19 protein-coding genes and 1 tRNA gene are annotated in these 23,764 nt (G+C 71.2%); 11 read left to right on the top strand and 9 right to left on the bottom strand.

Annotation, left to right across the window (positions count from 1 at the left end):
* Positions 1 to 25 precede the first annotated feature (25 nt).
* A complete protein-coding gene (locus ACR807_RS00630; RefSeq protein ID WP_438919160.1) occupies positions 26 to 2,362 on the top strand; it encodes an NACHT domain-containing protein in 2,337 nt (778 codons plus the stop codon).
* On the opposite strand, the gene ACR807_RS00625 is transcribed toward ACR807_RS00630, so the two are convergent.
* Genes ACR807_RS00625 through recQ form a run of 3 tightly spaced genes read right to left on the bottom strand, consistent with a single transcriptional unit; the run spans position 2,325 to position 5,476 of the window.
* The gene (locus ACR807_RS00625; RefSeq protein ID WP_438919159.1) at positions 2,325 to 2,786 is read right to left on the bottom strand and encodes a hypothetical protein; all 462 of its coding nucleotides are present in this window, start codon (positions 2,784 to 2,786) and stop codon (positions 2,325 to 2,327) included. The genes ACR807_RS00630 and ACR807_RS00625 overlap by 38 nt on opposite strands.
* A 60-nt stretch (positions 2,787 to 2,846) precedes the next feature.
* The gene (locus ACR807_RS00620; protein WP_438919158.1) at positions 2,847 to 3,668 is read right to left on the bottom strand and encodes a pentapeptide repeat-containing protein; all 822 of its coding nucleotides are present in this window, start codon (positions 3,666 to 3,668) and stop codon (positions 2,847 to 2,849) included.
* Positions 3,665 to 5,476: a DNA helicase RecQ gene (recQ, locus tag ACR807_RS00615; protein ID WP_438919157.1), complete on the bottom strand. Its 1,812-nt coding sequence runs from the start codon at positions 5,474 to 5,476 to the stop codon at positions 3,665 to 3,667. Before recQ ends, ACR807_RS00620 begins: the two co-directional genes overlap by 4 nt.
* Before the next feature lie 506 nt (positions 5,477 to 5,982).
* On the opposite strand from recQ, the gene ACR807_RS00610 reads away from it, so the two are divergent.
* The 7 genes from ACR807_RS00610 to ACR807_RS00580 all read left to right on the top strand — a co-directional run bounded on the left by ACR807_RS00610 (position 5,983) and on the right by ACR807_RS00580 (position 15,764).
* A complete protein-coding gene (locus ACR807_RS00610) occupies positions 5,983 to 7,473 on the top strand; it encodes an ATP-binding protein (RefSeq protein WP_438919156.1) in 1,491 nt (496 codons plus the stop codon).
* Entirely contained in the window at positions 7,428 to 8,471 is a 1,044-nt protein-coding gene (locus tag ACR807_RS00605; RefSeq protein WP_438919155.1) for a PD-(D/E)XK motif protein, read from the top strand. The genes ACR807_RS00610 and ACR807_RS00605 overlap by 46 nt, the downstream gene beginning before the upstream one ends.
* Positions 8,468 to 11,323 carry a Z1 domain-containing protein gene (locus ACR807_RS00600; protein WP_438919154.1) on the top strand — a complete coding sequence of 952 codons (2,856 nt, stop codon included), beginning with the start codon at positions 8,468 to 8,470 and terminating at the stop codon, positions 11,321 to 11,323. Before ACR807_RS00605 ends, ACR807_RS00600 begins: the two co-directional genes overlap by 4 nt.
* Before the next feature lie 80 nt (positions 11,324 to 11,403).
* The gene (locus ACR807_RS00595) at positions 11,404 to 12,750 is read left to right on the top strand and encodes a DNA cytosine methyltransferase (RefSeq protein ID WP_438919153.1); all 1,347 of its coding nucleotides are present in this window, start codon (positions 11,404 to 11,406) and stop codon (positions 12,748 to 12,750) included.
* Between the two features lie 140 nt (positions 12,751 to 12,890).
* Entirely contained in the window at positions 12,891 to 13,490 is a 600-nt protein-coding gene (locus ACR807_RS00590) for a very short patch repair endonuclease (RefSeq protein ID WP_438919152.1), read from the top strand.
* 15 nt (positions 13,491 to 13,505) lie between these two features.
* Positions 13,506 to 14,123, top strand: a complete 618-nt coding sequence (locus ACR807_RS00585; protein ID WP_438919151.1) for a hypothetical protein — start codon at positions 13,506 to 13,508, stop codon at positions 14,121 to 14,123.
* A 129-nt stretch (positions 14,124 to 14,252) separates the two neighbouring features.
* Complete coding sequence (locus ACR807_RS00580) at positions 14,253 to 15,764, top strand: AAA family ATPase (RefSeq protein WP_438919150.1); 1,512 nt, start codon at positions 14,253 to 14,255, stop codon at positions 15,762 to 15,764.
* Here ACR807_RS00580 and ACR807_RS00575 read toward each other — a convergent pair.
* Positions 15,749 to 16,729, bottom strand: coding sequence for an outer membrane protein assembly factor BamB family protein (locus ACR807_RS00575; protein ID WP_438919149.1), 981 nt, complete (start codon positions 16,727 to 16,729; stop codon positions 15,749 to 15,751). The genes ACR807_RS00580 and ACR807_RS00575 overlap by 16 nt on opposite strands.
* A 219-nt stretch (positions 16,730 to 16,948) precedes the next feature.
* Here ACR807_RS00575 and ACR807_RS00570 point away from each other — a divergent pair, with 219 nt between their 5' ends.
* Both ACR807_RS00570 and ACR807_RS00565 read left to right on the top strand, forming a co-directional pair.
* Positions 16,949 to 17,815: a helix-turn-helix domain-containing protein gene (locus ACR807_RS00570; protein ID WP_438919148.1), complete on the top strand. Its 867-nt coding sequence runs from the start codon at positions 16,949 to 16,951 to the stop codon at positions 17,813 to 17,815.
* 123 nt (positions 17,816 to 17,938) lie between these two features.
* Complete coding sequence (locus tag ACR807_RS00565; RefSeq protein WP_438919147.1) at positions 17,939 to 18,772, top strand: dioxygenase family protein; 834 nt, start codon at positions 17,939 to 17,941, stop codon at positions 18,770 to 18,772.
* A 154-nt stretch (positions 18,773 to 18,926) separates the two neighbouring features.
* Here the strand turns inward: ACR807_RS00565 and ACR807_RS00560 are convergent.
* Positions 18,927 to 19,000 (bottom strand) — tRNA-Leu (locus ACR807_RS00560).
* A gap of 53 nt (positions 19,001 to 19,053) precedes the next feature.
* Positions 19,054 to 19,335: a metal-sensitive transcriptional regulator gene (locus ACR807_RS00555; protein ID WP_438919146.1), complete on the bottom strand. Its 282-nt coding sequence runs from the start codon at positions 19,333 to 19,335 to the stop codon at positions 19,054 to 19,056.
* Positions 19,336 to 19,606: 271 nt separating this feature from the next.
* Between ACR807_RS00555 and ACR807_RS00550 the strand changes: the two genes are divergently transcribed.
* Complete coding sequence (locus ACR807_RS00550; RefSeq protein ID WP_015104119.1) at positions 19,607 to 19,948, top strand: histone-like nucleoid-structuring protein Lsr2; 342 nt, start codon at positions 19,607 to 19,609, stop codon at positions 19,946 to 19,948.
* Between the two features lie 66 nt (positions 19,949 to 20,014).
* Here ACR807_RS00550 and pabB read toward each other — a convergent pair whose 3' ends face one another.
* The 3 genes from pabB to ACR807_RS00535 all read right to left on the bottom strand — a co-directional run bounded on the left by pabB (position 20,015) and on the right by ACR807_RS00535 (position 23,661).
* On the bottom strand, positions 20,015 to 22,183 hold the full coding sequence (gene pabB / locus ACR807_RS00545; RefSeq protein ID WP_438919145.1) for an aminodeoxychorismate synthase component I: 2,169 nt from the start codon (positions 22,181 to 22,183) through the stop codon (positions 20,015 to 20,017).
* A 78-nt stretch (positions 22,184 to 22,261) separates the two neighbouring features.
* The gene (locus ACR807_RS00540) at positions 22,262 to 23,161 is read right to left on the bottom strand and encodes a hypothetical protein (protein ID WP_438919144.1); all 900 of its coding nucleotides are present in this window, start codon (positions 23,159 to 23,161) and stop codon (positions 22,262 to 22,264) included.
* On the bottom strand, positions 23,158 to 23,661 hold the full coding sequence (locus ACR807_RS00535; RefSeq protein ID WP_438919143.1) for a SigE family RNA polymerase sigma factor: 504 nt from the start codon (positions 23,659 to 23,661) through the stop codon (positions 23,158 to 23,160). Before ACR807_RS00535 ends, ACR807_RS00540 begins: the two co-directional genes overlap by 4 nt.
* Positions 23,662 to 23,764 lie beyond the last annotated feature (103 nt).

Below are 23,764 nucleotides of genomic sequence, written 5' to 3'. Positions count from 1 at the left end.
GAACGCCGTTACCGTCGTTCGCGACATGGACACCCGAGGGCTCGCGCGCGCATCCCGCCTGGTCGCCCTGATCGGCGCGGGGAGCGTCACCTGCCTCGTGCTCGTGCCCATCGCCGTGAACACCGCCACCGGCGGCTCCGCGCCCCGCGTGCTCGGGTCGTGGGCGGCCTGGCTGTGGCCCGCGCTGGCCGTGCTCACCGCGACCACCGCGTGCCTGGCGGCGTGGGACCCGCTGCGCGCCCGGCTGCTGGAGCGGCGGCCCGCGCACCCCGCGAACCGGGCGGCGGCGCTGGACGCGGTGGAGCGGTTCGTGCGCGAGCGCCTGGACACCTCGCTGGCCGAGCAGGTCCGGCTGAAGCTCGGCGTCGTGCCGCGCGTCGGGCCGCGCCTGCCCGTGCGGCTGCGCGCGCCGCTGGTCGTGGTCGGCGAACCGGGCGCGGGCAAGACGACGCTGCTGCTGGAGCTGGCGGCCACGCTGGTGGTGCGGGCGCGCGACGACCCCGGCCGCCCGGTGCCGGTGGTGGTCGAGCTGGGCGCGTGGCGGCAGGACGACGACTTCGGCGAGTGGCTGCTGCGCGAACTGGCGGCGCGGTACCGGATCGGCGTGCGGCTCGGCCGGACGTGGCTGCGCGACCACAACCTCGCCCTGCTGCTCGACGGCCTCGACGACCTGGCCGGACCGGAGCGGAGCGCGTGCCTGGACCGGATCGCCGCCCTGCGCGCGCCGCAGCTCGTGCTGTGCGCCTCGGCAGGGGTCGCGGGCCTGCCCGGCCACGACGTGGCGCGCGTCGCCCCCCTGCGGCGGGCGGACGTGACCGACCTGATCACCGCGTGCGGCCCGCGCCTCGACGGCCTCCAGGAGGCGCTGACCAAGGACCCGGACCTGTGGGACGACCTGCGCACGCCGCTCGCGTTCGGCCTGCTGGCCCTGGCCTACCGGGCGGGGCGCGCCGAGTACCGGGGCGTGGTCGAGACCTACCTGGTCGAGTCGGCGGCGCGGGGCGGGGCGCGGCCGGAGCGCGTGGTCCGGGCGCTGCGCTTCCTGGCCCGGATCGCGCGGCGGCGCGGCGACCTGGCGGTGAGCCCCACCCTGCCGCCGCGCCGGGTGTGGTTGGACTTCGTGGGGGCCGAGCCGGTGTGGCGGCTCTTCCGGCGGGCGGCGCCGGGTGCGCTGGCGGGGGCGGCGGTGGCGCTGTGCTTCGCGGTCGGGGTCGGGTTCGGCCTGACGGCGGCGGCGTTCGCGGCGGTGGCGACCCTGCTGGTGCCGCGCAGTTCGTTCCCGGTGGAGGTGGGCGGGACCGAGGGCGGGACCGACCTCGGCAGGGCTGACGGCGGCGGGACCGAGGGCGGCGGGACTGACGGCGGGACCGAACTCGGGGCGGCTGATCCCGCGCCGGTCGTTCCCGCGCCGGCGGACGACCGGGCGGTTGTCCACAGGCCGGACACAGACGGCCCGGGTTCGTCGGACCTCTCGGGCAGAATGGAATCAGGGGACCCCCTGGCGGGGACTCCTGCGCAGCATGACGACCATCGGGCCGGCGTCCGGTGGCGCGGTATCCGCCGACTCGGTGTCCGCCGGTACGGCGTCGGGTGGCGCGGTATCCGCCGACTCGGTGTCCGCCGGTACGGCGTCGGGTGGCGCGGCGTCAGGTGGGCGGTGACCGGTTTCGCGGCCGGTGCCGTGCTCACCGGCGGCGTCGCGGTGCTCGGCGGGTGGGTCGGCTCCCTCGTCGCGCGGTGGCCCGCGGCGATCGGGTTCGGGCTCGTCGTCGTGGTCTCGCTGCTGGTCGCCTACTGGAGCACGCACGACCGGTACTGGGCGGTGGCGTGCGCGGTCGTGCCGGCCGGGGTCATGGTGCTGACCGGTCCGCACGCCGTGCTGGGCGGGCTCGGCACCGGGGTCGCCGCGGGCGCGGTGGTCGGGGTGTTCGTGGGCGGGCTCGGCGGGGTGTGGTCGGGGGTGGGCGCCCGGCCCACCGGGGGTGTGCGCTGGTTACCGGTGGCGGGTCTGGTCGGCGCGGGGCTCGCCGCGCTCACCGGTGCCGCCGTGCAGCCCGCCGCTCTCGCGCCGGCCACCGGGCTGCTGCTCGGGCTGGCCGTCACGCCCCTCGCGAACCGCCCCTGGCACGTGGTCGCCGAACTGCTCGCCCGCCCGCTCGCGCTCGACGAGTTCCCGGTGCGCCGGGGGGCTCTCATCCAGGTCGCCCGCGACCGCGTGCTGCTGGTCGACGAGCACCGCTTCCCGCACGAACTGGTCCGCGACCACCTCGCCGCGTGCGACCCGGTCGAGCTGGCCGCGACCGTGCGGCGCAGGCGGAGCGGGCTCACGAGCGGCCCCAGCGGGTCCGCCCCCACGGCTTGAACACCGACAGCGCCGTCGCGACCAGGTAGAGCACCAACGACACGCACGCCGCCGACAACGCACCCGCCCCCGCCGTGCCCGGGTCGCCGTCGGCGGCGTCGTGCAGGGTCCCGCGCAGGCCGAACGTCGTCGCGGTCACCGCCACGGCGGTCAGCACGAACTTCACCAGCACCCACCGGTGCCGCACCAGGCCCCACCTCGTGCCGAACGACAGCAGCAGGCCGGTCGCCAGCGCGGTCAGCGCAAGCGGCAGCACGACGACGTCCCCCAGCAGCGCCATGGCCCGGTAGAGCTGCGGCGCGTCGAACGCGGCCAGCGCCAGCGCCAGCAACCCCACCGTGACGCCGAGCCACCCGACGGACGAGACGACGTGCAGCAGCAGCCACGCCTTGCGCGGGGCGGGTTTCATCCTCCACGGGTCCATGCCCGACAGCGTGTCCGGTGCGGCCCCGTCACCGCGTCCGCCCGGGGGCGGCTCGCGTCCCTACGTCGGCCGACGCAGGTCCCAGTGGGCGGGCGGGCGCAGGCCGTCCGGAAGCTTCGTCGTCCCGTCGCCGCGGGCCGCGTCGACCTGGGCCTGGGTGAGGAAGAACGCGCCGGTCAGGTCGGCGCCACCGAGGTCCGCGCCGCGCAGGTCGGCGCCGATGAAGTCGACCAGCCGCAGGTCCGCGCCCCGCAGGTCCGCGCCGATGAGGTACGCGCCGCGCAGCGTGGAGGCCCTCATCTTCGCGCCGCGCAGGTCCTTGCCGACCAGGTCCGCGCCCCGCCGGTTCTTCCCGCGCCCGCGTCCGCGCACGAGTTCGCTGGCCCGCAGCAGCAGGTCGTTCGCGCGGGCCCAGTGCGGGCCGACGTCGAGCGCCAGCAGCTCCTCCGGGGTGCCGCCGGCCAGGCCGTCCACGGTCGCGCGGAGGTCGGCCAGGTCGGCGTGCAGCGCGCGGGCGGGGGCGAGGCGCAGCGCGTCGGTCAGGTACCAGAGCAGCTCGTGCAGCTGCCGCACCACCGGGAACACGTCGAACACGCGCCGCGCCGTCGACGGGTCGTCGCGCCAGGTCGCGCCGCCGAACGTCAGCTGCGTGACGCGCTGGCCCGCGCCGAAGCAGTCGTACACCGTGCAGCCGGCGAAGCCGCGCGGACGCAGCTCGGCGTGGATGCCGCACCGGGAGTCGCCGCCCAGGTTGGGGCACGGGGTGCGCGCCGGCTTGTCGATCGCGAAGTCGTGGGACTTCCCGAACGCCGGGATCACGCAGCACAGGCCGGTGCAGCGGGAGCAGTCGGCGCGCAGGTCGGTGAACGGGAGCTCGGTCACGCGCTCAGCTCGTCCAGGATCTGCTGCCCGTACTTGGCCAGCTTGTTCTCACCCACCCCGTTGACGGTGCCCAGCTCGGCCAGGCTCGTCGGGCCGGAGGACGCGATCTGCCGCAGCGTCGCGTCGTGGAAGATCACGTAGGCGGGGACGCCCTGCTCCTTGGCCGTCGCGGCGCGCCACGCCCGCAGCTTCTCGAACACCGGGGTGGCCTCGGCCGTCAGCTCGACCTGCGGTGCGGCGGTCTTCGCGGTGCTCTTGGCCGTGCGGACCTTGGCGGCGCGCTCGGGTTCGCGGCGCATCAGCACCTTACGGCCGTTGAACAGCACCTCGTCGCTGGCGGGGGTGGTGACGAGCGTGGAGTACTCGCCCTCGACCGCGAGGAGGCCCTGCGCGAGGAGCTGGCGGACGACGCCGCGCCAGCCGCTCTCGTTCAGCTCGGTGCCGATGCCGAAGACCTTGAGCTGGTCGTGGTCGTGCTGGATGACCTTCGCGGTCTTGCGGCCGAGCAGGATGTCGATCGCCTGGCCCGCGCCGAACTTCTGCCGCCGCTCGTTGCGCAGCCGCACGACCGTGGACAGGACCTTCTGCGCGGGCACGGTGCCGTCCCACGTCTCCGGCGGGTTCAGGCACGTGTCGCAGTTGCCGCACGGCGTGCCCGGCTGGCCGAAGTACTCCAGCAGCTGCACGCGGCGGCACTCGACCGTCTCGCACAGCGCGAGCATCGCGTCGAGGTGCGCCATGAGCTTGCGCCGGTGCTGCTGGTCGCCCTCGGAGTCGTCGATCATCTTGCGCTGCTGCACGACGTCCTGGAGGCCGTAGGCGAGCCAGGCGGTGGACGGCAGCCCGTCGCGGCCCGCGCGGCCGGTCTCCTGATAGTAGCCCTCGACGGACTTCGGCAGGTCGAGGTGGGCGACGAACCGGACGTCGGGCTTGTCGATGCCCATGCCGAACGCGATGGTGGCGACCATGACCAGGCCGTCCTCGCGCAGGAACCGGGACTGGTTCTTCGCGCGCACGCCCGACTCCAGGCCCGCGTGGTAGGGCAGGGCGGCGACGCCGTTCTGCACCAGGAACTCCGCGGTCTTCTCGACGGAGTTGCGCGACAGGCAGTAGACGATGCCCGCGTCGCCCGCGTGCTCGGTGCGGATCAGCTCCAGCAGCTGCTTCTTCGGCTCGTTCTTGGGCACGATCCGGTACTGGATGTTGGGCCGGTCGAAGCTGGCCACGAAGTGCTTGGCGCCACCGAGGTCCAGCCGTTCGGCGATCTCGGCGTGGGTGGTCTTCGTGGCGGTCGCGGTGAGCGCGATGCGCGGCACGTCGGGCCACCGCTCGTGCAGGTGCGACAGGGCCAGGTACTCGGGCCGGAAGTCGTGGCCCCACTGCGACACGCAGTGCGCCTCGTCGATCGCGAACAGCGACACCTTGCCGCGCTCCAGCAACCGCGACGTCTGCTCCGTCCGCAGCCGCTCGGGGGCGAGGTAGAGCAGGTCCAGCTCACCGCGCAGGAACTCCGCCTCGACCAGCGCGCGTTCGTCGGGGAACTGCGTGGAGTTGAGGAACCCGGCCCGCACGCCCAGGTCGCGCAACGCGTCGACCTGGTCCTGCATCAGCGCGATGAGCGGCGAGATGACGACGCCGGTCCCCTCGCGCACGATGGAGGGAATCTGGTAGCACAAGGACTTCCCACCACCGGTGGGCATGAGCACCAGCGCGTCGCCGCCCCCGATGACGTGGTCGACGATCTCCTGCTGGTCCCCGCGGAAGGTCTCGTACCCGAAGATCCTCCGCAGCACCTCTTGCGAAGCCATCGCGCGATCCTAACCGACCCCTCCGACGGTCCTGTGCCCACGGCTCCGGAGCGGTTCAGCCCTCTATCGCGGCGCACGCCGCCCTCACCAGCTGATCAGGGCCGCCGGCCCGACGCTGCTCCATGAGGGGCGCGGCGAGAGCAAGCATGACCGCTGCCCTGGACCCAAAGACGTCCAAGAGCCTGATGCTGGAGGTCGCGGCCCCGGTTCAAGAAGGAGTGCGTCGAGGTGGTGCGAAGCGAGGACAGGGCCTCGGTTCGGGAAACAACTCGTCGTGACCTGCTCCAGTGGCGCAACCGGGCGGCACAGCGCATTGGCCACCGCCCCACCGGTCACGACATCACGACGGCTTCATCCCGATGTGGCGCATCCGGCGCTGTCGACCCCGTCTCGGTAACATCAGGTAACGAAACACCTGTCGCCAGGTATATCGGACACAGCGCGGCCCTCGAGAACGGCGGGCCGCGGAACCGATGAAGCAGGGGTGGCCTGTGGGCGAGTGGAGCTTGACCGTACCGACCGAGGGCAGCATCGACCTGCCGCCCGACCCACGGGCAATGGACGCCATCGGTCGCAACCACTCACTGTCGACCGCTCTCGCCGACCTGGTCGACAACTCGATCGACGCGGACGCGACCCAGGTCCTGATCCGGATCGTCAAGGTCGGCGAACGACTGACCTCGCTCTACGTGGTCGACAACGGTCGCGGCATGCGGCCGGATGTGATCGACTCCGCGATGACCGTGGGCGGGCGACGGGCGTACGGTGATGGCGATCTCGGCCACTTCGGGTTGGGCCTCAAGGCCGCGTCGTTCAGCCAGGCCAGGAATTTGACCGTGATGTCGAGAGCGGCTGACCACGAAGCAGTCGGAAGGCGCTGGCGCTTGGACGCCGGCAGTGATCGAGGCTTTGCCTGCGATGTGGTCCCTCGCGAGTTCGCCGAGTCGGAACTGGTGCGGGATTGGGGCATCGAACTCGACGGTAGCGGAACCGTGGTCCGGTGGGACGACGTGAGGGGTTTTCCCGCCACCGACGATCCGCGTCGAGTCGACGAGTTCATCGATCACATGATCACCAGCGCCTGTCAGCACATCGGCATGGTTTTCCACCGATTTCTCGAACGAGACCGCTTGAGCGTCGATTTCGACGTCCACGAGATCGACACGGGCTTCGTGGGACCACCGATCCCGGTCACACCGCTGAACCCGTTCGGCTACGCGCGCTCTGGTCGACCGGACTTCCCGCGGACCCTCACGGCCGAGGCCGACGGCCTGAAGCTGACCTTCCGGTGCCACCTGTGGCCAGGTCAATCAGGAAACCCTTCGTTCCAACTGACCGGAAATCCGGTCAACCACCAAGGGCTCTACTTCTACCGCCGGGACCGCCTCCTGCAGGCAGGCGGCTGGGAAGGTGTCCACGCGCCCAACCCGAAACTCCGACTGGCGCGCGTCGAAGTGGACATCGACAACGACGTGGTCGGCCTGTTCAGGATGAACCCGGAGAAGTCGCGGGTGAACGTAGGGCCGGAGTTCGCCCGATTGGCGGCCTTGGCCAGGTCGGACGACGGTCTCAGCCTCGATGAGTACTTCGACTTGGCGGAGGCGGTGTACAAGGAGTCGACGAAGCGCTCGACCAAGCGGACGCCGATGGTCCACCCGGCCGCGGGGCTACCGCCCCGAGTCCGCGACACGATCAAGCGCGAGATCCCGGAGAAGTCCGGTGAGGAGCCCATCGACATCCGCTGGGAGAACTTCGCCGACGACCTCTTCTTCCGCGTCGACCGCGACCGGCGGACGATGTGGCTCAACAAGCGCTACCGGAAGATGCTGCTCGGCGGCAAGCACGGCGGCCTGAACGACCTGCCCCTGCTGAAGTCGCTGCTCTACCTGCTGGTCTCCAACGTTTTCGAAGGCAGTCACCTCGGACCGAAGGACAAGGACAACATCGCGCTGTGGCAAACGATCCTGACGGCCGCGGCGAGGGCCGAACGCCAGTGACGGCGAAGAACCCGATCGATGAGCGCCACGTTTCCGTCGCGAACTTCGACCGAATGCTCGACGGCGGAGTACCCGTCACGCTTTCGGTCACCGGCACGCCGCCGATATTCGTCTTCATCGAGCCACGCGTGCCGGAATTGGGCCTGCGGGTCGAGGTCACCGACCATGGTGACGCCCCCGAAACCCATCTGCACAACATCGCCGCACAGATCGCCCTGCGTGACGGAAAACGCTTCTTCGAAGTCGTCGTAACAGCGCCGGAACTCTTCCACGACGCCTATCCGCTCCTCTGCTCCGTGGCGGATCACGTGCAACTGGACAGCATGACGCCCGCTCGCGCACTTCGTGCGACCCTCGATCGGATGTCGTCCCTTTTGCGGACACCCGATTCGCTGTCACGGGAGCGCGAGATCGGCCTGTTCGGCGAGTTGCTGGTCCTTGGTGGCCTGGTCGACCGGCTCGGTGCCGCGAAGGCGGTCGAGGCATGGCGTGGAAGCCTCGCGGAGGAACACGACTTCGGACTTCCCGATCTCGATATCGAGGTCAAGACGACTACCTTGGAATCGAGAACACACTGGATCGAGTCGCTCACCCAACTGGTCCCCAAGGTGAGTCGTCCTCTCTGGCTGGTCTCGCACCAGCTCACCTCGGCGGGCGCCGGAACCGGGACGAGCTTGCCCGACCTCGTCGACACGATCCACGCCCGGCTCGGCTCGGACGTTCACCGGGATCACTTCGAGAGCGTGCTTTCGCACGTCGGCTGGCGTGAGGAACACCGGGAACACCTGACGACCCGCTGGACCCGACGGTCGACCAGCCTGGGTTATCACGTCACCGGCTCCTTCCCGCGCCTCACACCGGACGACCTGCGGGATCGGGGCGTGGTCATCGACCGCATCCCGACGATCCGCTACCGAATCGACCTCGACGGTTACACGGACCCGCACGACAAACCGGAGATCATCCGGAACGCCTGCGACTTCGAAGGATGGGCATGATCACCTCGTTCGTCCGGGCGTACACCAGCGCCCTGCGCGCCATGGAGGGCGACACGCCGCGAGGTCTGGTCAAGCGTGCCGAGTTGGAGGCCGATGACCTGGAGCCCGGCCTCGACGTATCAGAAGCGCGGCTGCGAGAACACCTCGCGATCGCCGATCCCAACGACAAGTTGTGCCTCGACCTGCACATGAACCTCGCGAAGTGGGACAACGCCCCGGTCGAGGGCAACCCGTGGACCAATGGCACCGAGCCGAACACCGAGGAGCGCCGGACACGGGTGATCGAGGCTCTGCGGCTCGACACCGAAACTGCGGCAAAGATCGCGCACCGCTTCCCGCTCGCCAAGGGCGACGGCACAACGGTCATCGCGGGCCCGTGGGAACCGTGGTACACCGACGAGGTCAAGAAGGCCCGCGACTTCTACTGGGGACACTACGCCGACTACCTGCACAACCAGCGTCACTGGGACGCCGACGCGATCGTCAACCTCGACATGGCCACCACACGTGTCGTCGAGCGACTGATCGACCCGTCCCGGGCCAAGGCGGGGCAGACCAAGGGCCTGGTCGTCGGATACGTGCAGAGCGGCAAGACCGCCAACTTCACCGGCGTGATCGCGAAGGCCGTCGACGCCGGGTACCGCCTCGTCATCGTGATGACCGGTACCACCAACATTCTGCGCGAACAGACTCAGCGCCGGGTGGACATGGAGCTGGTCGGCCGCGAGAACATCCTGCGCGGCACCGACGAGCACGACCCGGACGCGGCCCAGTTCATCGACTACCTCGACGACGAGGACTGGGTCGCCGACCGCTTCGTCCGACACGGCGCGTGGCCGTCCCAGATCGGCAGGCCGGACATCCACCGGATGACGAACCGCCGATTCGACTACCGACGCCTCCAGCAGGGCCGATCAGCGCTGGAGATCGAGCGCCGGGACCGCACCAAGCCGTTGTGGCACCCGGACAACCTGTTCACCAGCGATGCCCGCCTGATCATCGTGAAGAAGAACGCCACGGTGCTCAGCAACCTCGTCAAGGACTTGAAGAACACCGCGGACCGGCTCGAGAACATCCCCGCGTTGATCATCGACGACGAGTCCGACCAGGCGTCGGTCAACACGACCGACCCCAAGAAGTGGCGCGAGGACGAGAAGAACCGGACAGCCATCAACAAGCACCTGTCCAACCTGCTCAAACTGCTCCCCCGCGCGCAGTACATCGGCTACACGGCCACCCCCTTCGCGAACGTCTTCGTCGATCCGACGGACGCGGAGGACATCTTCCCCAAGGACTACCTCATCTCCCTGGAACGGCCGCTCGGCTACATGGGCGCCGAGGACTTCCTCGACCTCGACATCGACCCCGACATCGGACGGGATTTCCGCAACTCGAAGGAGATGGCGCACCTCCGCCTGTTGGACGAGCACCAGGAGGAGGACGACACCGAGCTCCAGGCGGCTCTCGACTCGTTCGTCCTCACCGCGGCCATCAAGCTGTACCGCGAAGCCGAGGGTGCCAAGCCGTTCAAGCACCACACGATGCTGGTGCACGAGACGATGCGGACAGCTGGTCAGCGGTCCCGCGCCGAAACCATCCAGGACCTCTGGAGAGCGGCCGGCTACCTGAGTGGACGTGCCCACCGCAGGTTGCGGACCCTCTTCGAGGAGGACTTCGCACCGGTGGCGGAGGCACTCGCGCTGAACTACCCGATGCCTCCTCGGTTCGAGGACCTGACGCGGTTCCTCGGTGAAGCCGCCCGCCGGATCGCGCCCAACGGGAATCCGGTCCTCGTCGTGAACAGCGACAAGGACATCGAGCAGGAGGACCTGGACTTCGACAAGAGGTCCGTGTGGCGCGTTCTCGTGGGAGGCAACAAACTCGCCCGCGGGTTCACCGTCGAAGGACTCACGATCACCTACTACTCCCGGAAGGTCGGGCACGCCGAGGCCCTGATGCAGATGGGGAGGTGGTTCGGCTTCCGCAGGGGGTACCGGGACCTGGTCCGGCTGTTCATCAGCTGTGACGTCCGGGATGCGTTCGAGGCCGCGTGCCGGGACGAGGAGCACTTCAGGGCAGAACTGCGCCAGTACGCCGTCATGGTGGACGGCCGCCCGCTGTTCACCCCGGAGGACATCCCTCCGCTGGTGACCCGGCACGGTCTCCGGCCGACCGCGGCGAACAAGATGTACAACGCCAGGTTGGTGCAGCGGCGCACCCCCACCAAGGAGCCGAGCTCGGGGTACCCACTGTTGACCAACCAAGCTGCCCTCGACCGCAACATCGACGCTCTCGTCCCCCTGCTGAAGGCCGCGCGAGACGTTACATACCTCGCCGGCGGAGGCCGGACCTTCGAAGCCTTCCTCGGGGAGGTGCCCCACCACGAGATGCTGTCCGCCTTGGGAGCCTTGGAGTGGGCGACATCTGAGACGTTCGTCCCGGATTTGGCCTGGCTCGCGAGCCTGCCCGAGGAGATCATCGACCGGTGGGACATCGTGCTCCCACAGCAGAAGACGGGTAAACGGGTGGACATCCGCGGGATCGACAAGTTCACCGTCCACGGTCGGACCACCGGCGGAGGCCAGAGCATTCGCGGCAACGCCGAAAGCGCGCATCGCAAGGCGCTCAACGACATGCCGGGCAGGAAGTCGACCTCGGGTGGCGTGATCATCTACCCGGTGATGAACAAGAACGAGCTCGACGGCGACCTCGCGACAGATGGCTACCCGACCAGGTTGGTCATGGCACTCATGCTCCAGCTACCAGAAGGTGCGCTCCCCGCCGATCGTCGGCCCGTGGTGTACCAGGTGGTCGTTCGCGAAAAGCCCTTGTACGCCATCGTTGACGCGTGACCCGATCTCCACTTACCGCGAGACGGACGACATCCCCGCCTCGCGGGTCGGTCGGCGTGCGACGCGGTAGGCTCCCGCGCATGTCGGCTGAACCGGATCTGCCGGGACGCACATCGGTGGAGCTGTTCGCGGGCGGTGGGGGCCTAGCGATGGCCGTCGAACGCTCGGGTTTCCGACCGTTGCTGCTCAACGAGTTCGTCAAGTACGCCTGCGACACCCTTGAGCAGAACGGCGCCACCTCGCGAGGCGAGGAGGAGCGCATCCCAGAGCCGGGCGAGAAGCCTCCCCTGGTGCGCGGCGACGTCCGCGACCTCAAGATGGGCTACCTGGAAGGTGCCGTCGACCTCCTCGCCGGCGGCCCTCCGTGTCAGCCGTTCAGCCTGGGCGGTGTGGCGAAGGGGGACGAGGACAAGCGGAACATGTTCCCCGAGATGTTCCGCGCCATCCGGGAGATCAAGCCGAAAGCATTCATCTGCGAGAACGTTCGAGGTCTCCTCCGCCCTTCGTTCAAACCCTACTTCGATTATATCACCCGTGAGTTGATGTTCCCCTTCGAAGAGCGCGACCCTGAAGCCAGTTGGCTCCAGCACGACGCGATCCTCAAGGCCAAGGAACAGCGCGGTGACGTCAAGTCCGTCGAGCGGTACCAGGTTTTCACATTTCCAGTGAATGCAGCCGACTACGGCGTGCCGCAGATCCGAAACCGCATCATCGTCGTCGGTTTCAGAGGCGACATCGACATCGATATGGATTTGCTGCAGCAGGCGGTCAGGCCCACCCACTCCGAGCGAGAACTCCTCCACTCGATGAAGTCGGGCGAGTACTGGGAACGTCACAGGAACGTCGCGGGTCGAGCCGACGTACCGGACCACGTGATAAAAAACGTCATGAAGGCACTGCAACCCGTTCTTCCGTTCGAGCACGATTCAGAAGGGCTGAAGCCCTGGAGGACCCTGCGGGATGCCTTGGCGGGGACCCAGGGAAACGATCCCCTCCCGGATGTTCCGTGGGATCGGCTGGACCGGCAGCAGCACGATGACATGCCCGAGGAGCACATCGGCTGGCCGGATGCTCGATTCTACGCCGGACATACGCCGAATTTTCTCGACCGGCCCGCGAAGACGGTGAAGGCAGGCGTCCACGGCGTTCCGGGTGGCGAATCGGTGATGTTGACCGACACTCCTGTCGACAAAAACGAACCTGTCGATCCAGTAGCCGAGAAGGCTAAAAAAACGTACCCCTACCGGCACCGGTACATGACAGTCCGCGAAACAGCCCGCGTGATGACCTTCCCTGATTCGTGGAAGCTCTGCGGCCCGCGCGGAGAGCAGATGCGACAACTCGGCAACGCTGTTCCGGTCTTGCTCGGCGAAGTATTTGCGAAAGCCGTGGCGACGGTACTCGACGACGCCGAGAAACGATCGTGAGCCGTCTGCCCGCACGTGCTTGGAAAGCGAAACCAGGTAGATCCAGAGCACTGGTCGAGGCAGAGCAGGACAGGACCGCGGGCGGCGCTCATCGACGCCTCGTGGATCTGGGGGCCGGACGGACCACCCGAGGCTCTGTCATGCTCAAGGCGTCGGAGGCGACCGGTGTCGTCCGCGCCTACCTGCGGTGGAGCGATCGCGGTCGCACGGTTTCGAGGTCCCTCGGCGTGGTCGAGCACGGCACCCGGTCGGCCAACCTCACCGAAGGCTGGGAGAAGGCCCGTGCCATGGGGATCGCGCGGGAAGAGACGCTTCCCCGCGAGTCATGGGCGTCTTCTCACGAGGTGCGGGCTTCGATGAAGGGCAATCGCGGACGGGACACCGGCCCCGAACTCCGACTGCGCGCCGCCCTCCACGCCCAAGGTCTCCGGTACCGGGTATCGACACGGCCATTGCCGGAGCTGAGGCGCACCGCGGACATCGTCTTCTTCAAGGAGCGGTTGGCGATCTTCGTGGACGGCTGCTTCTGGCACGGCTGTCCGGAACACCACCGTCCGGCGAGGAAGAACTCCGCTTTCTGGGGAACGAAGATCGTCGACAACAAACGACGCGATGCCGAGACCAACGAGGCCCTCGTCCAGCAGGGGTGGACGGTGATCCGGTGCTGGGAGCACGAGGACACGGCCACCGTCGTGGACCGGATCGTCACCACGTTGGGTCGTTCCGCGAACCAGCGCTGAAGCCAAGGGGGACGCATGCCCGAAATCGTGATGCCGAAGGAGATCAAGGACGCCGTCATCCGTGAGCTCTACCGCCAGATCGGCTCGCTGGACTGGGAGGCGGTTTCCGCTCGTGAGCGGACCGCCTACTACACCCGCTGGGTGGAGGACGAGGCGATCGGTGGTGAACTGGCGGACTACTACACAGCTGAGGGCATGCGCGTCTGGCTCAAGGACGGTCCGCTCAAGGAGTACGCCCGAGCGTTGGAGAACTTCGGTTCCTACGCCGCGTACGCCATGAAAAGACTGTCGCCCCCCGATGAGTTCGTCACCGAGTTGCTCGGTGGATCGTGGAAGATCAAGGTCGGTTCCACCGGGGAAAAACCCATGCATTGCGTTGTCACTGATCGGACGCGGGAGCGGTACGTCTGCTGGGGCAGGCCACGCACCTTCAGAGATCTGCTGTGGGCGGCCGTCAACAACGCGGTGGTCGCGCCGTCCAAGCCACTGATCGTCGTGTACGCCACTGACGAGGCGGAGGTGGAGGAGCGGCAGAAGCGGCAGCACGAACTGATCGCGAAGCACTGCTCGCTGGATCTCGCCTACGTGCGCCGCCGTTTGGAAGCCCTGCCGCAGGATTCATCGATCGGGTAGGGCTTGGGGTCCCCGGGCCCACACCGTCGAGCTCCCCAGACGTGCGAGCGCGGTCGCCCGCTGACAGTTGCCACCTGTCAGCGGCGTCCGGCAACAGACAGGCGGTTGCCAGCCGTGCATCATGGCTGGATGGGGGACGAACTGAACGGGGACGACGCCAAGGCGCTCGCGGCCAGCCTGAGGCGACTGCTGAACCTGACCGCGACGCTCGTCGAGGAGGGCGGGGAGGCCGCTCCGCTGATGGCGCGCGTGCGCGACCACCTGGGCTGCGAGCCGGCGCAGGTGTTGTCGGTCGCCACGCGGTTCCCGGTGTGGGAGCACGTCAACCTCCAGCGCGGCGTGGACGCCTACCTGGCGGCCCGCTCGCCCGACGCCGCGTGGTTCGGGGTGAGCGGCCAGCACCGGGGGCACGAGGACATCCTCGGGATGCTCCTCGCCGCACGGCACGGGCAGGCGTACGGGCTCGGGTCCGCCGACTACGCGACCGCCGCCGCCGGGCCCGACGAGAGCGTCGACGTGGTGCAGGTGGGGCTGGTGCCGACCACCGCGCCGGACGGGACGCCGGTGTTCGTCGGGGTGCGCGGCGGGCACGAGTTCGGACCTCCCGCGTGCCGGTTGGAGGTGCTCGCCGCGGACCGGGCGGCGGCCCGCGCGGTCGGGGCCGAGGTGGAGCGGTTGATGCGCGAGCACGACGTGTTCCGCGGCCAGGTGCTGTCGTTCGGCTGGAGCGAGCACCGGGGCAACGAGCTGGTGACGTTCCTGCCCCGCCCCTCGCTGGGCGCGGACGCGGTCGTGCTGCCGGACGGGGTGCTGGAGACCGTCGAGCAGCACGTGGTGGGCATCGCCGAGCACTCGGAACGGCTGCTCGCCGCCGGGCAGCACCTCAAGCGCGGGCTGCTGCTGCACGGCCCGCCCGGCACCGGCAAGACGCACACCGTCCGCTACCTGATGAGCCGGCTGCGGGACACGACGGTGATCGTGCTGACCGGCGCGTCGCTGCGGCTGATCAGCGAGGCGGCGGGGCTGGCCAGGCGGCTCCAGCCGTCGATGGTGGTGGTCGAGGACGTGGACCTGGTCGCGATGGACCGCGGGATGCCCGGCGCGGGCACGAACCCGCTGCTGTTCGCGCTGCTGGAGGCCATGGACGGCATCGGCGCGGACGCGGACGTGACGTTCGTGCTCACCACGAACCGCGCGGACGACCTGGAGCGGGCCCTCGCCGACCGGCCGGGCCGGGTGGACCTGGCGGTGGAGGTGCCGCGGCCCGACGCGGACGGTCGGCGCAGGCTGCTGGAGCTGTACGGGCGGGACGTGGAGCTGACCGCCGACCTCGGGCCGGTGGTCGAGGCCACGGAGGGCGTGACGGCGTCCTTCATCAAGGAGCTGCTGCGCCGGGCCGTGCTGGGCGCCGTGCGCGCGGACCGGGACGCGGACCCGGAGCGGGGCGCGGACCCGGGCGCCGCGCCGGTGATCGGCGACGAGCTGGCCGACATCGCGCGGGCGATGGCCGACGAGCGCGGCTCGCTGACCGGGGTCCTGCTCGGCGGGTCGGAAGGGCCGCGGTCCGGGCCGCTCGCCTCACCGGTCGCGCACCCCGGGGTGACGGTGGCCCGCGCCACGAGGTCCTACCGGACGACCTGAGGGTCCGGCGAGGCGGCCCAAGGGCCGTGCAGGCGCGCCAGGGCACCGCGCCCCACCACGAGCACGTCGTCACCGAGCCGGTGCAGGGCGGTGACGCGCTCACCGGGCCACGTGCGCCCGAGCACGCGCCCGCCCGGCCCCACGGAGTGGACGGTGCCGGCGGCGACCAGGTGCACGCCTCGGTGCGGCAGCACGGACGTGACGGGCGCGCCCGGGTCGAACCGCCAGGCCACCTCGCCGTCGCGCGCGTGGAGCACGGTGCAGCCGTGCCGCTCCGGCTGCCACAGCAGGTCGCCGAGCACGACCGGCGCGACGGGCAGCGGGTCGCCGGGCAGCCGGACCGGGGTGGGGCCGCCGTCGGGCGCGAGCCACGCGAGCAGGTCGCGCCCGCACCGGGCCACGACGTCCGCGCCGACCCGCGCGAACACCGCGCCGTCGCCGGTGGGCAGCGGGCCGGGCAGGGTCCAGCGGACGCGGGTGGCGCCGTCGCGCGCGCCCACCGACCGGACCGAGTCGCCGCCGGGGTCGCCGAGCACGACCGCGTCGCCCACCGCCAGGGGCCGGGTGGCCGGCCGGTCGTCGCGCCACAGCGGCCGACCGGTCGCCAGGTCGAACGCGAGCACCGGCGTGTAGCCGCGCCACCCGCCGACCAGCACCGCGCCACCGGCCACCACGAGGTTCCCGGTGCAGTCGCCCACGTCGGCCCGCCACACCACCCGGCCGGTGGCGAGGTCCAGGCACAGCAGGCACGACGGGGTCGCGGGCAGGACCAGGCACCGGTCACCGGCCACGACCAGCTCGCGCGGCCACGGCCCGACCGGCACGTCCCAGGTGGCCGCGCCCGAGCCCGGGGCCACGCGCACCAGGCGGGTGCCGCGCTCGTGGACGACCACGGCGTCGTCGGTGACGGCGAGCCGGTGGACGCGCTGGTGCAGCGGCCGGCGCCAGAGCGGGGCGGTGGTCACGCACGCAGTCCACCACGCCGCGCCCCCGACCGACCCCCGCCGGCCTCGTTGGAGCCCTCGCCGGAGCCCCGGACGGTGTCGGAGTCCAGCGGCTCGCGAGGGCGGGGCGGCGACCGGCGCGGCACCGGTGATCGACCCGGAACCCCGCGTTCCCACCGCGTCGCCGCGCGTGCCAGGGTGGACGTGGCCGCCGCCCCGGACCCGAGAGGACGGCGGCCCATGCGCGGCACCACCGTGTTGCCCGGAACCCCCTGCGACGCGCCGAGCCGGGGCGCGCCGCCGGTGCACCGGCTGGAGGTGGCCGGGGCGCCGTTCGCCGTGGGCACGTTCGACACCATCGGCCCGATGTCGCGGGCGTCGTTCCCGCACCGGCACACCTTCCACGAGATCGTCTACGTCACCGGCGGCACGGGGGCGCACGTCGTGGACCTCGCGCGGTGGGAGCTGGAGCCGCCGCACCTGTGCGTCATCGCGCCCGGCCAGGTGCACCACTGGGACGGGGCGCGCGACCTCGACGGGTTCGTGGTGCTGTTCACCGACGACTTCCTGCTCGACCACCCGGCCGACCGCGACCTGCTGCGCCGGCTGAGCGCGCGGCCGTGGCTGACGCTGGACGACCCCGGGCCGATCGGGCGGCTGGTCGCCGAGCTGGACGAGGAGCACCGGCGGGGCGGCGAGGAGTCGGTGCTGCGGGCGCTGCTGCACGTGCTGGTGGTGCGGGCGACCCGGCTGCCCGCGACGCCCGCCGCGTCGCCCTCCCCCACCGGCGCCGTGGCCGGGGAGTTCGCCCGGCTGCTGGGGCGCGTCGAGCGGGGGACGTGGTCCGTGCGGGCGTACGCGGAGCGGATCGGCGTGACGCCGGGCCACCTGACCGAAGCGGTGAAGGCCGCCACCGGGCGGACGCCGTCGCAGCTGGTGCGCGAGGCGCGGGTCCGGGAGGCGAAGCGGCTGCTGGCGCGGACGGACCTCAGCGTGCGGCAGGTCGCCGGGCGCGTCGGGTTCGGCGACCCGGCGTACTTCTGCCGCTTCTTCCGGCGCGAGACGGGGACGAGCCCCGGCGGGTTCCGCCGTTCACAGCGGGGATGAGCGGCAACGGCGCCCGCGAGGATCACCACGACGGGCCGGTTGCGTCCCTCGTCCGCGCCCCGCCCGCCTTCGTAGGTTCGGGTGGTCCCGCCGCCGCGCCACCACGTCCCACGAGGAGCAAGCATGGACGCACCAACCCCCGGTGACGACGCGGACGCCCGCCGGCTCGGCAGGCGCCCGGTGCTGCGCGCCGCGCTCGCCGCCGGTGTCGCGCTGCCGGTCGCCCTGATGGGCGTGCCCGCGCTGGCCCGCACCGTCGGTGCGGAGGGCGGCGCGCCGGAGCCGACGCCGCAGTGCGACGACGGCGACGACCCGACCCCGCCGCAGATGGAAGGTCCCTACTTCAAGCCGAACTCGCCCCCGCGCACGACGATGCTCGACGGACCGGGCACGCGGCTCACCGTGTCGGGCTACGTGTTCGGCCTGGCGTGCCAACCGATCGCGGGCGTGCTGCTGGACTTCTGGCAGGCCGACACCAACGGCGTGTACGACAACACCGGTTACCGGTTCCGCGGCCACCAGTTCACCGACGCCCGGGGCGCCTTCACCCTGTCCACGATCGTCCCCGGCCTCTACCCGGGCCGCACGCGGCACCTCCACGTGAAGGTCCAGGCACCCGGCCGGCCGGTCCTGACGACGCAGCTGTACTTCCCGAACGAGCCGCGCAACAACACCGACCCGCTGTTCGACCCGCGGCTGCTGATGACCGTGCAGGACAACGGGACCGGTCGCACGGCCGCGTTCGACTTCGTGCTGGCCGTGCCGGGCACGAGCCCCACGAACCCGACGACCACGACGACCTCGCAGCCCGGCGGCGGCACGTGGGCGGCGGGCACGACCTACGCGGCGGGAGACCGCGTGACCCACGGCGGCGCGGCGTACACGTGCCTCCAGGCGCACCGCGCCCAGCCGGGCTGGGAGCCGCCGAACGCCCCCGCCCTCTGGCGCCGGGCCTGACCGGGAAGCACTCGGCCCCCTCGTCCACGTGGCGAGGGGGCCGGTGTCGTTCCCGGGGCGTCGACGCGGACGGCGCGGTGGAGGACCGGCGTCGTGCGAGGGGGGCGGTAACCGCGCCGGCCCGGTGACGGGCGGCGCACGTGCGACCTGTACGTGCCCCCGGTGCGACTCGAACGCACACTGGACGGATTTTGAGTCCGCTGCCTCTGCCGATTGGGCTACGGGGGCCGGCGGGAGCACTCTACTGGATCAGGGCGCCCCGACCGGGCACGGGGGCGCGCTCAGGAGCGCACCAGGCGGGTGATCGCGGCGGAGGCTTCGGCCAACTTCTCCTCCGCCACCTCACCGCCCTCGGCGACGGCCTGGGCGACGCAGTGCTTCAGGTGCTCGTCCAGCAGTCCCAGGGAGACCGCCTGGAGTGCCTTGGTGGCCGCGGAGATCTGGGTCAGGACGTCGATGCAGTACTCGTCGTTCTCGACCATGCGCTGGAGACCGCGGACCTGTCCCTCGATGCGCCGGAGGCGCTTGAGGTACGCGTCCTTGTCCGCCGTGTAGCCGTGCATCGCTCCCGACCTTCCCTACCCTGGGCGGGTACCGGACCCCAGGATAGGCCACTCGACCGAGTGTGACGGGCACCACGGGGGCGTTCGGGCAGCCTCGCATTTCAGCCCGTGTGGTTTAGCCCGTGAAATGACCCGTCCGGGGGCATCTAGTCACATTTTCCCGCCGAAAGGTTAGGCGATATTCCTCTCGTGCACTATGGTGACCCCCGAAGCGTGTGGCGCAGAACAAGTCGAGGGCAGCACGCGCTATGCGAGCACACACGGAGGAACAGTGGCACAGCAGACCGTCGTCCAACTCATCGACGACCTCGACGGCAGCGAAGCCGCCGAGACCGTGACCTTCGCGCTGGACGGAGTGGAGTACTCCATCGACCTCTCCAAGGACAATGCGGACAAGCTCCGCGAGTCCCTGGCCGACTTCGTCGCCAAGGCACGCCGTGCGGGTGGGCGCAAGCAGCGCAAGGGCACCGGCAAGAGCACGGTAAAGGCTGGTGACAAGGCCCAGGCGCAGGCCATTCGCGACTGGGCTCGGGCGCAGGGCCACCAGATCTCCGACCGAGGCCGCATTCCCCAGGGCCTGGTCGTGCAGTTCCAGGAAGCGCACGCCTCCTGACCTGCGGGGCAACCGTTCTCCCCTGCGGTGGGTCACCCCTTGCCGCAGGGGAAACCGCAGGTCACGTCACGCGCGGTCGGGGAAGCCCGGGCCGAGCACCCTGAGCAGGGCGGTCGCCTTCACGGCGGTCTCCTCGAATTCCTCCGCCGGGTCGGACAGGGCGATGACGGCGCCCCCGACCCCGAAACTCACCTTGTCGCGGTCCACGACCAGCGTCCTGATGACGATGCTGAAGTCGGCCGTTCCGGACAGTGAGAAGTATCCGAGCGCCCCGGAGTAGACCCCGCGCGGCCCGGCTTCCAGGCCGTCGATGATCTGCATTGTCCGGATCTTGGGCGCGCCGGTCATGGACCCGCCCGGGAAGGCGGCCCTAACCACCCCGGTGGCGGTACTGCCGGAACGCAGTCCGGCCCGAACCGTGCTGACGAGCTGGTGCACGGTCGCGTAGCTCTCCACCTCGAAGATCCTGGGCACCCCGACGCTGCCGACTTCCGCGCAATGGCCCAGATCATTGCGCACGAGGTCCACGATCATGAGGTTCTCCGCCCGGTCCTTCGCGCTGGTGGCCAAGGCCCCCCGCAAAGCGCGGTCCTCCTCCGCCGTCGCCCCGCGCGGTCGCGTCCCCTTGATTGGTTCGGATTCGACGACACCCTGTCGGTCGACCCGGATGAACCGCTCGGGTGAAGTGCTGAGCACGGAGAGCGCACCGAAACGGAGCAGTGCTCCGAACGGGGCGGGGCTTTCCGCACGCAGGAACCGGTAGGTGTCCCACGGGTCGAGGGCGCCACGCCACGTGACGGTGTTCGTCAGGCACACCTCGTAGCTCTCGCCGGCCGTGATGGCCTCCTGGCAGGCCGCGATGAGCTTGAGGTACTGCGTGCGGCCGTGGCGGAGTTCGACGGAGTCCGCGCGGGGGCGTTCCGGGGACGTCCCGGGGAGCCCGTCCGGGGACGCCGGGAAATCGCGCAGGAATGCCTCCGTTCGGTCCAACCAGCCGTCGTCGTCGGTCAACGCGAGCAGGTGGCAGCACCGCGATCGGTGGTCGAAAACGACCGCGCGGTCGGCGAACACGAATGCCGCATCAGGCTGCTCCGAACGGTGGGCGGCGTCACCGCCGCATTCGGCCTTCAGCTCGTAGCCGAGGTAGCCGACCCAGCCGAGGGCGAAGTCGAACGGGACGTCGGGCTGCTCGACCCGCCACTCCGCCAGGTCGGCCTCCAGCCAGTCCAGGAACGGCCCGGGGTGCGCCACACCGTCGACGGTCACCTCGCCCGCCCCCACGTCGTAGGTCGCCACGCGGGCCAGCGGGCCGGAGGCGTCGCCCATGACGGAGAAGCGGCCCCGGTCGCCGGGGAGGCTGCTGTCGAGCCAGAACGCGTCCGGGGAGGCGCCGTGGAGCGCCTCGAACACGGCCTCGGGCGGCGGGTGGGCCTCGACCCGGCGGACCAGCACGACGCGGCCCGGGGCGCGCACGGGGGCAGCGGGGACCGTGGGGGCGACAGGGGTGCCAGGGGCGGCAGGGGCACCAGGGGCGGCGGGGGCGGCGGGGGCACCGGGGGCGGGGACGGCCCGGGCTGAACCGGCGAAGGCGGCGGCAGCGGCGTCCGGGACGGCTGGGGGCGCGAGGGCGGAGTGCGGCGCGGGGCCGGGGTGCGGCGCGGCGGCCGACGTGAGGTCGCGGAAGTTCGCGAGCAGGTCGCGGCCGTGCTCGGTGCACACCGACTCGGGGTGGAACTGCACGCCCCACCGCGGGCGCTCGCGGTGCCGCACGGCCATCAGCACGTCGTCCGACGCGGACCACGCGACCGGTTCGAGGGACGCGGGCAGGTCGGAGACGGCGAGCGAGTGGTAGCGGACGACGGCCAGGGGCGACGGCAGGCCGGCGAACAGGTCGACGCCGGTGTGGCGGACCCGGTCGACGACGCCGTGCCGGGGCGTGACCAACCCCACGGCGGCGCCGTGCGCGAGGCACAGGGCCTGGTGGCCGAGGCAGACGCCGAGCAGCGGCAGGTCGGCGTGCTCGACGACGGCGCGGCCCAGGCCGAGGTCGGCGTCGCGCTGCGGGCGGCCGGGGCCGGGGCCGACCACCACGTTGTCGAACGAGGCCAGGTCGGACAGCCGGAACCGCGGGTCGTCGTTGGTGACGACGACCGGCTCGCGCCCGTTCACCTCGGCCAGGAGCTGGAACAGGTTGAACGTGAACGAGTCGTGGTTGTCGATGAGCAGGGTCCGCATGGCGACCAGCACGGTACCTGCCGGAACACCCGTGCGGACGAGCCTGGGAGGCCGGACACACCGGCCTCCCGGGTGCGCTCAGTCCAGGTGGAACGCGGGGTCGACGGCGACCCCGGCGAGCTGCTGCGGGGTCAGCGGCGGCCCGGCGAGCGCGGGCCCCGCGGCGACCGGGTGGCGCCGCGACTGGCCGACGACCACGAGCGTGCCGTCGGCGTGCCGGTGGATCGCGGTCTGCTCGAAGTCGACGTCGGCGCCCTGGGCGGTGACCACGGGCACCTCCACCCCGTCGACCCGGACGAGGTCGCACCTGCCCGTGCCCTCCACGGGGTACGGCCCGGAGATGGCCAGGCCGCAGCCGGACAGCTCCCGCACCCCGGTGTTGCCCCTGGTCTCGACCCGGACCAGCACCCGGCCGACGCCGGCCCCGCCGCCCTGCCCGGACACGGGGGCGTCGACCAGGTACTCCCAGACCTGGAGGTCGCCGGCGTGGTCGAGGAACTGGGCCTGGGTGCGCGGTGCGGCGCCGCCCCTCTCCTGCGCGATCGAGCCGACGGGCAGCGCCCCGGCGAGGGCGTTCAGCAGGCCGCTGCCCTTGGCGGCCCGCGGGCCGCTGGTCGCCGTGCGGTCGGTCTGCCCGTCGGGCCACGGCCGCTCGGTCGACCCCGTCGGGGGCACGCCCGTGCCGGTGGTGGTCGTGGTGGTGGTCATGGTGGTCGTGGTGGTGACCGCCGGCGCTCCGGAGGACGACCGCGCCGCCTCCACCGGGCCCGGTCCGCCCCCCGCGAGGGACGGCACCACGACCGCGCCGACCGCGATGCCCACCACGGCGAGGCCGGCGACCCCGGCGCCCCACGTCGTCCGGCGGCGGCGGTCGGCCCGGCGCGCCGCGGCCAGCGCGGCCCGCGCGTCCATCGGCGGTGGCGGGCTGCTCGCCGCCACGACGTCGCGCATCGCCCTCGTCAACTCCTGCTCGTTCATCGCACCTGCGCTCCCTGCCGGGGGTTGACCAGGCCGCGCAGCGTCCGCAGCCCCCGCGCGGCCTGGCTCTTGACGGTTCCTTCCGAACAACCCAGCGCCCTGGCGGTCTCCTCGACCGACAGGTCCTCCCAGTACCGCAGCACGAGGACGGCGCGCTGCCTGGGCGGGACCCGGGCCAGCGCCGCGAGCAGCACCAGCCGGTCCTCCGCCGAGCCGCTCGGGGTGGCCGCCACGTCGGCGGTCTCCCCGCTCACCCGTTCCCTGCGGAACCAACCCCGGCGCAGCTCGGACACGAAGGTCCGCACCAGGGTCTGCCGGGCGTAGGCGTCGAGCGCGTCGTGCCGGGTTATCCGCCTCCAGGCCACGTACAACTTCGTGAACGTCGTCTGGACCAGGTCCTCGGCCCGGTGCCAGTCGCCGCACAGCAGGTACGCCGTGCCGCGCAGGGCCTCGGACCGCGCCGCGAAGTACTCCGCGAACGCGGTGTCCCGATCACTCATTCGTCCTCCCCATCCCGCGGTACGGGGTAGTCACGCACGCGGGCGGTCGGGGGGTTGCACGGGAAGTTCGGGATTCGTGGAAACTGGGTGCACCACCACCCAG

It is taken from the genome of Saccharothrix sabaoui (assembly GCF_051756985.1).
Lineage (GTDB): Bacteria > Actinomycetota > Actinomycetes > Mycobacteriales > Pseudonocardiaceae > Actinosynnema.
Note: the sequence above shows the minus strand (reverse complement) of the source record. Positions and strands in the feature narration are given on the sequence as shown.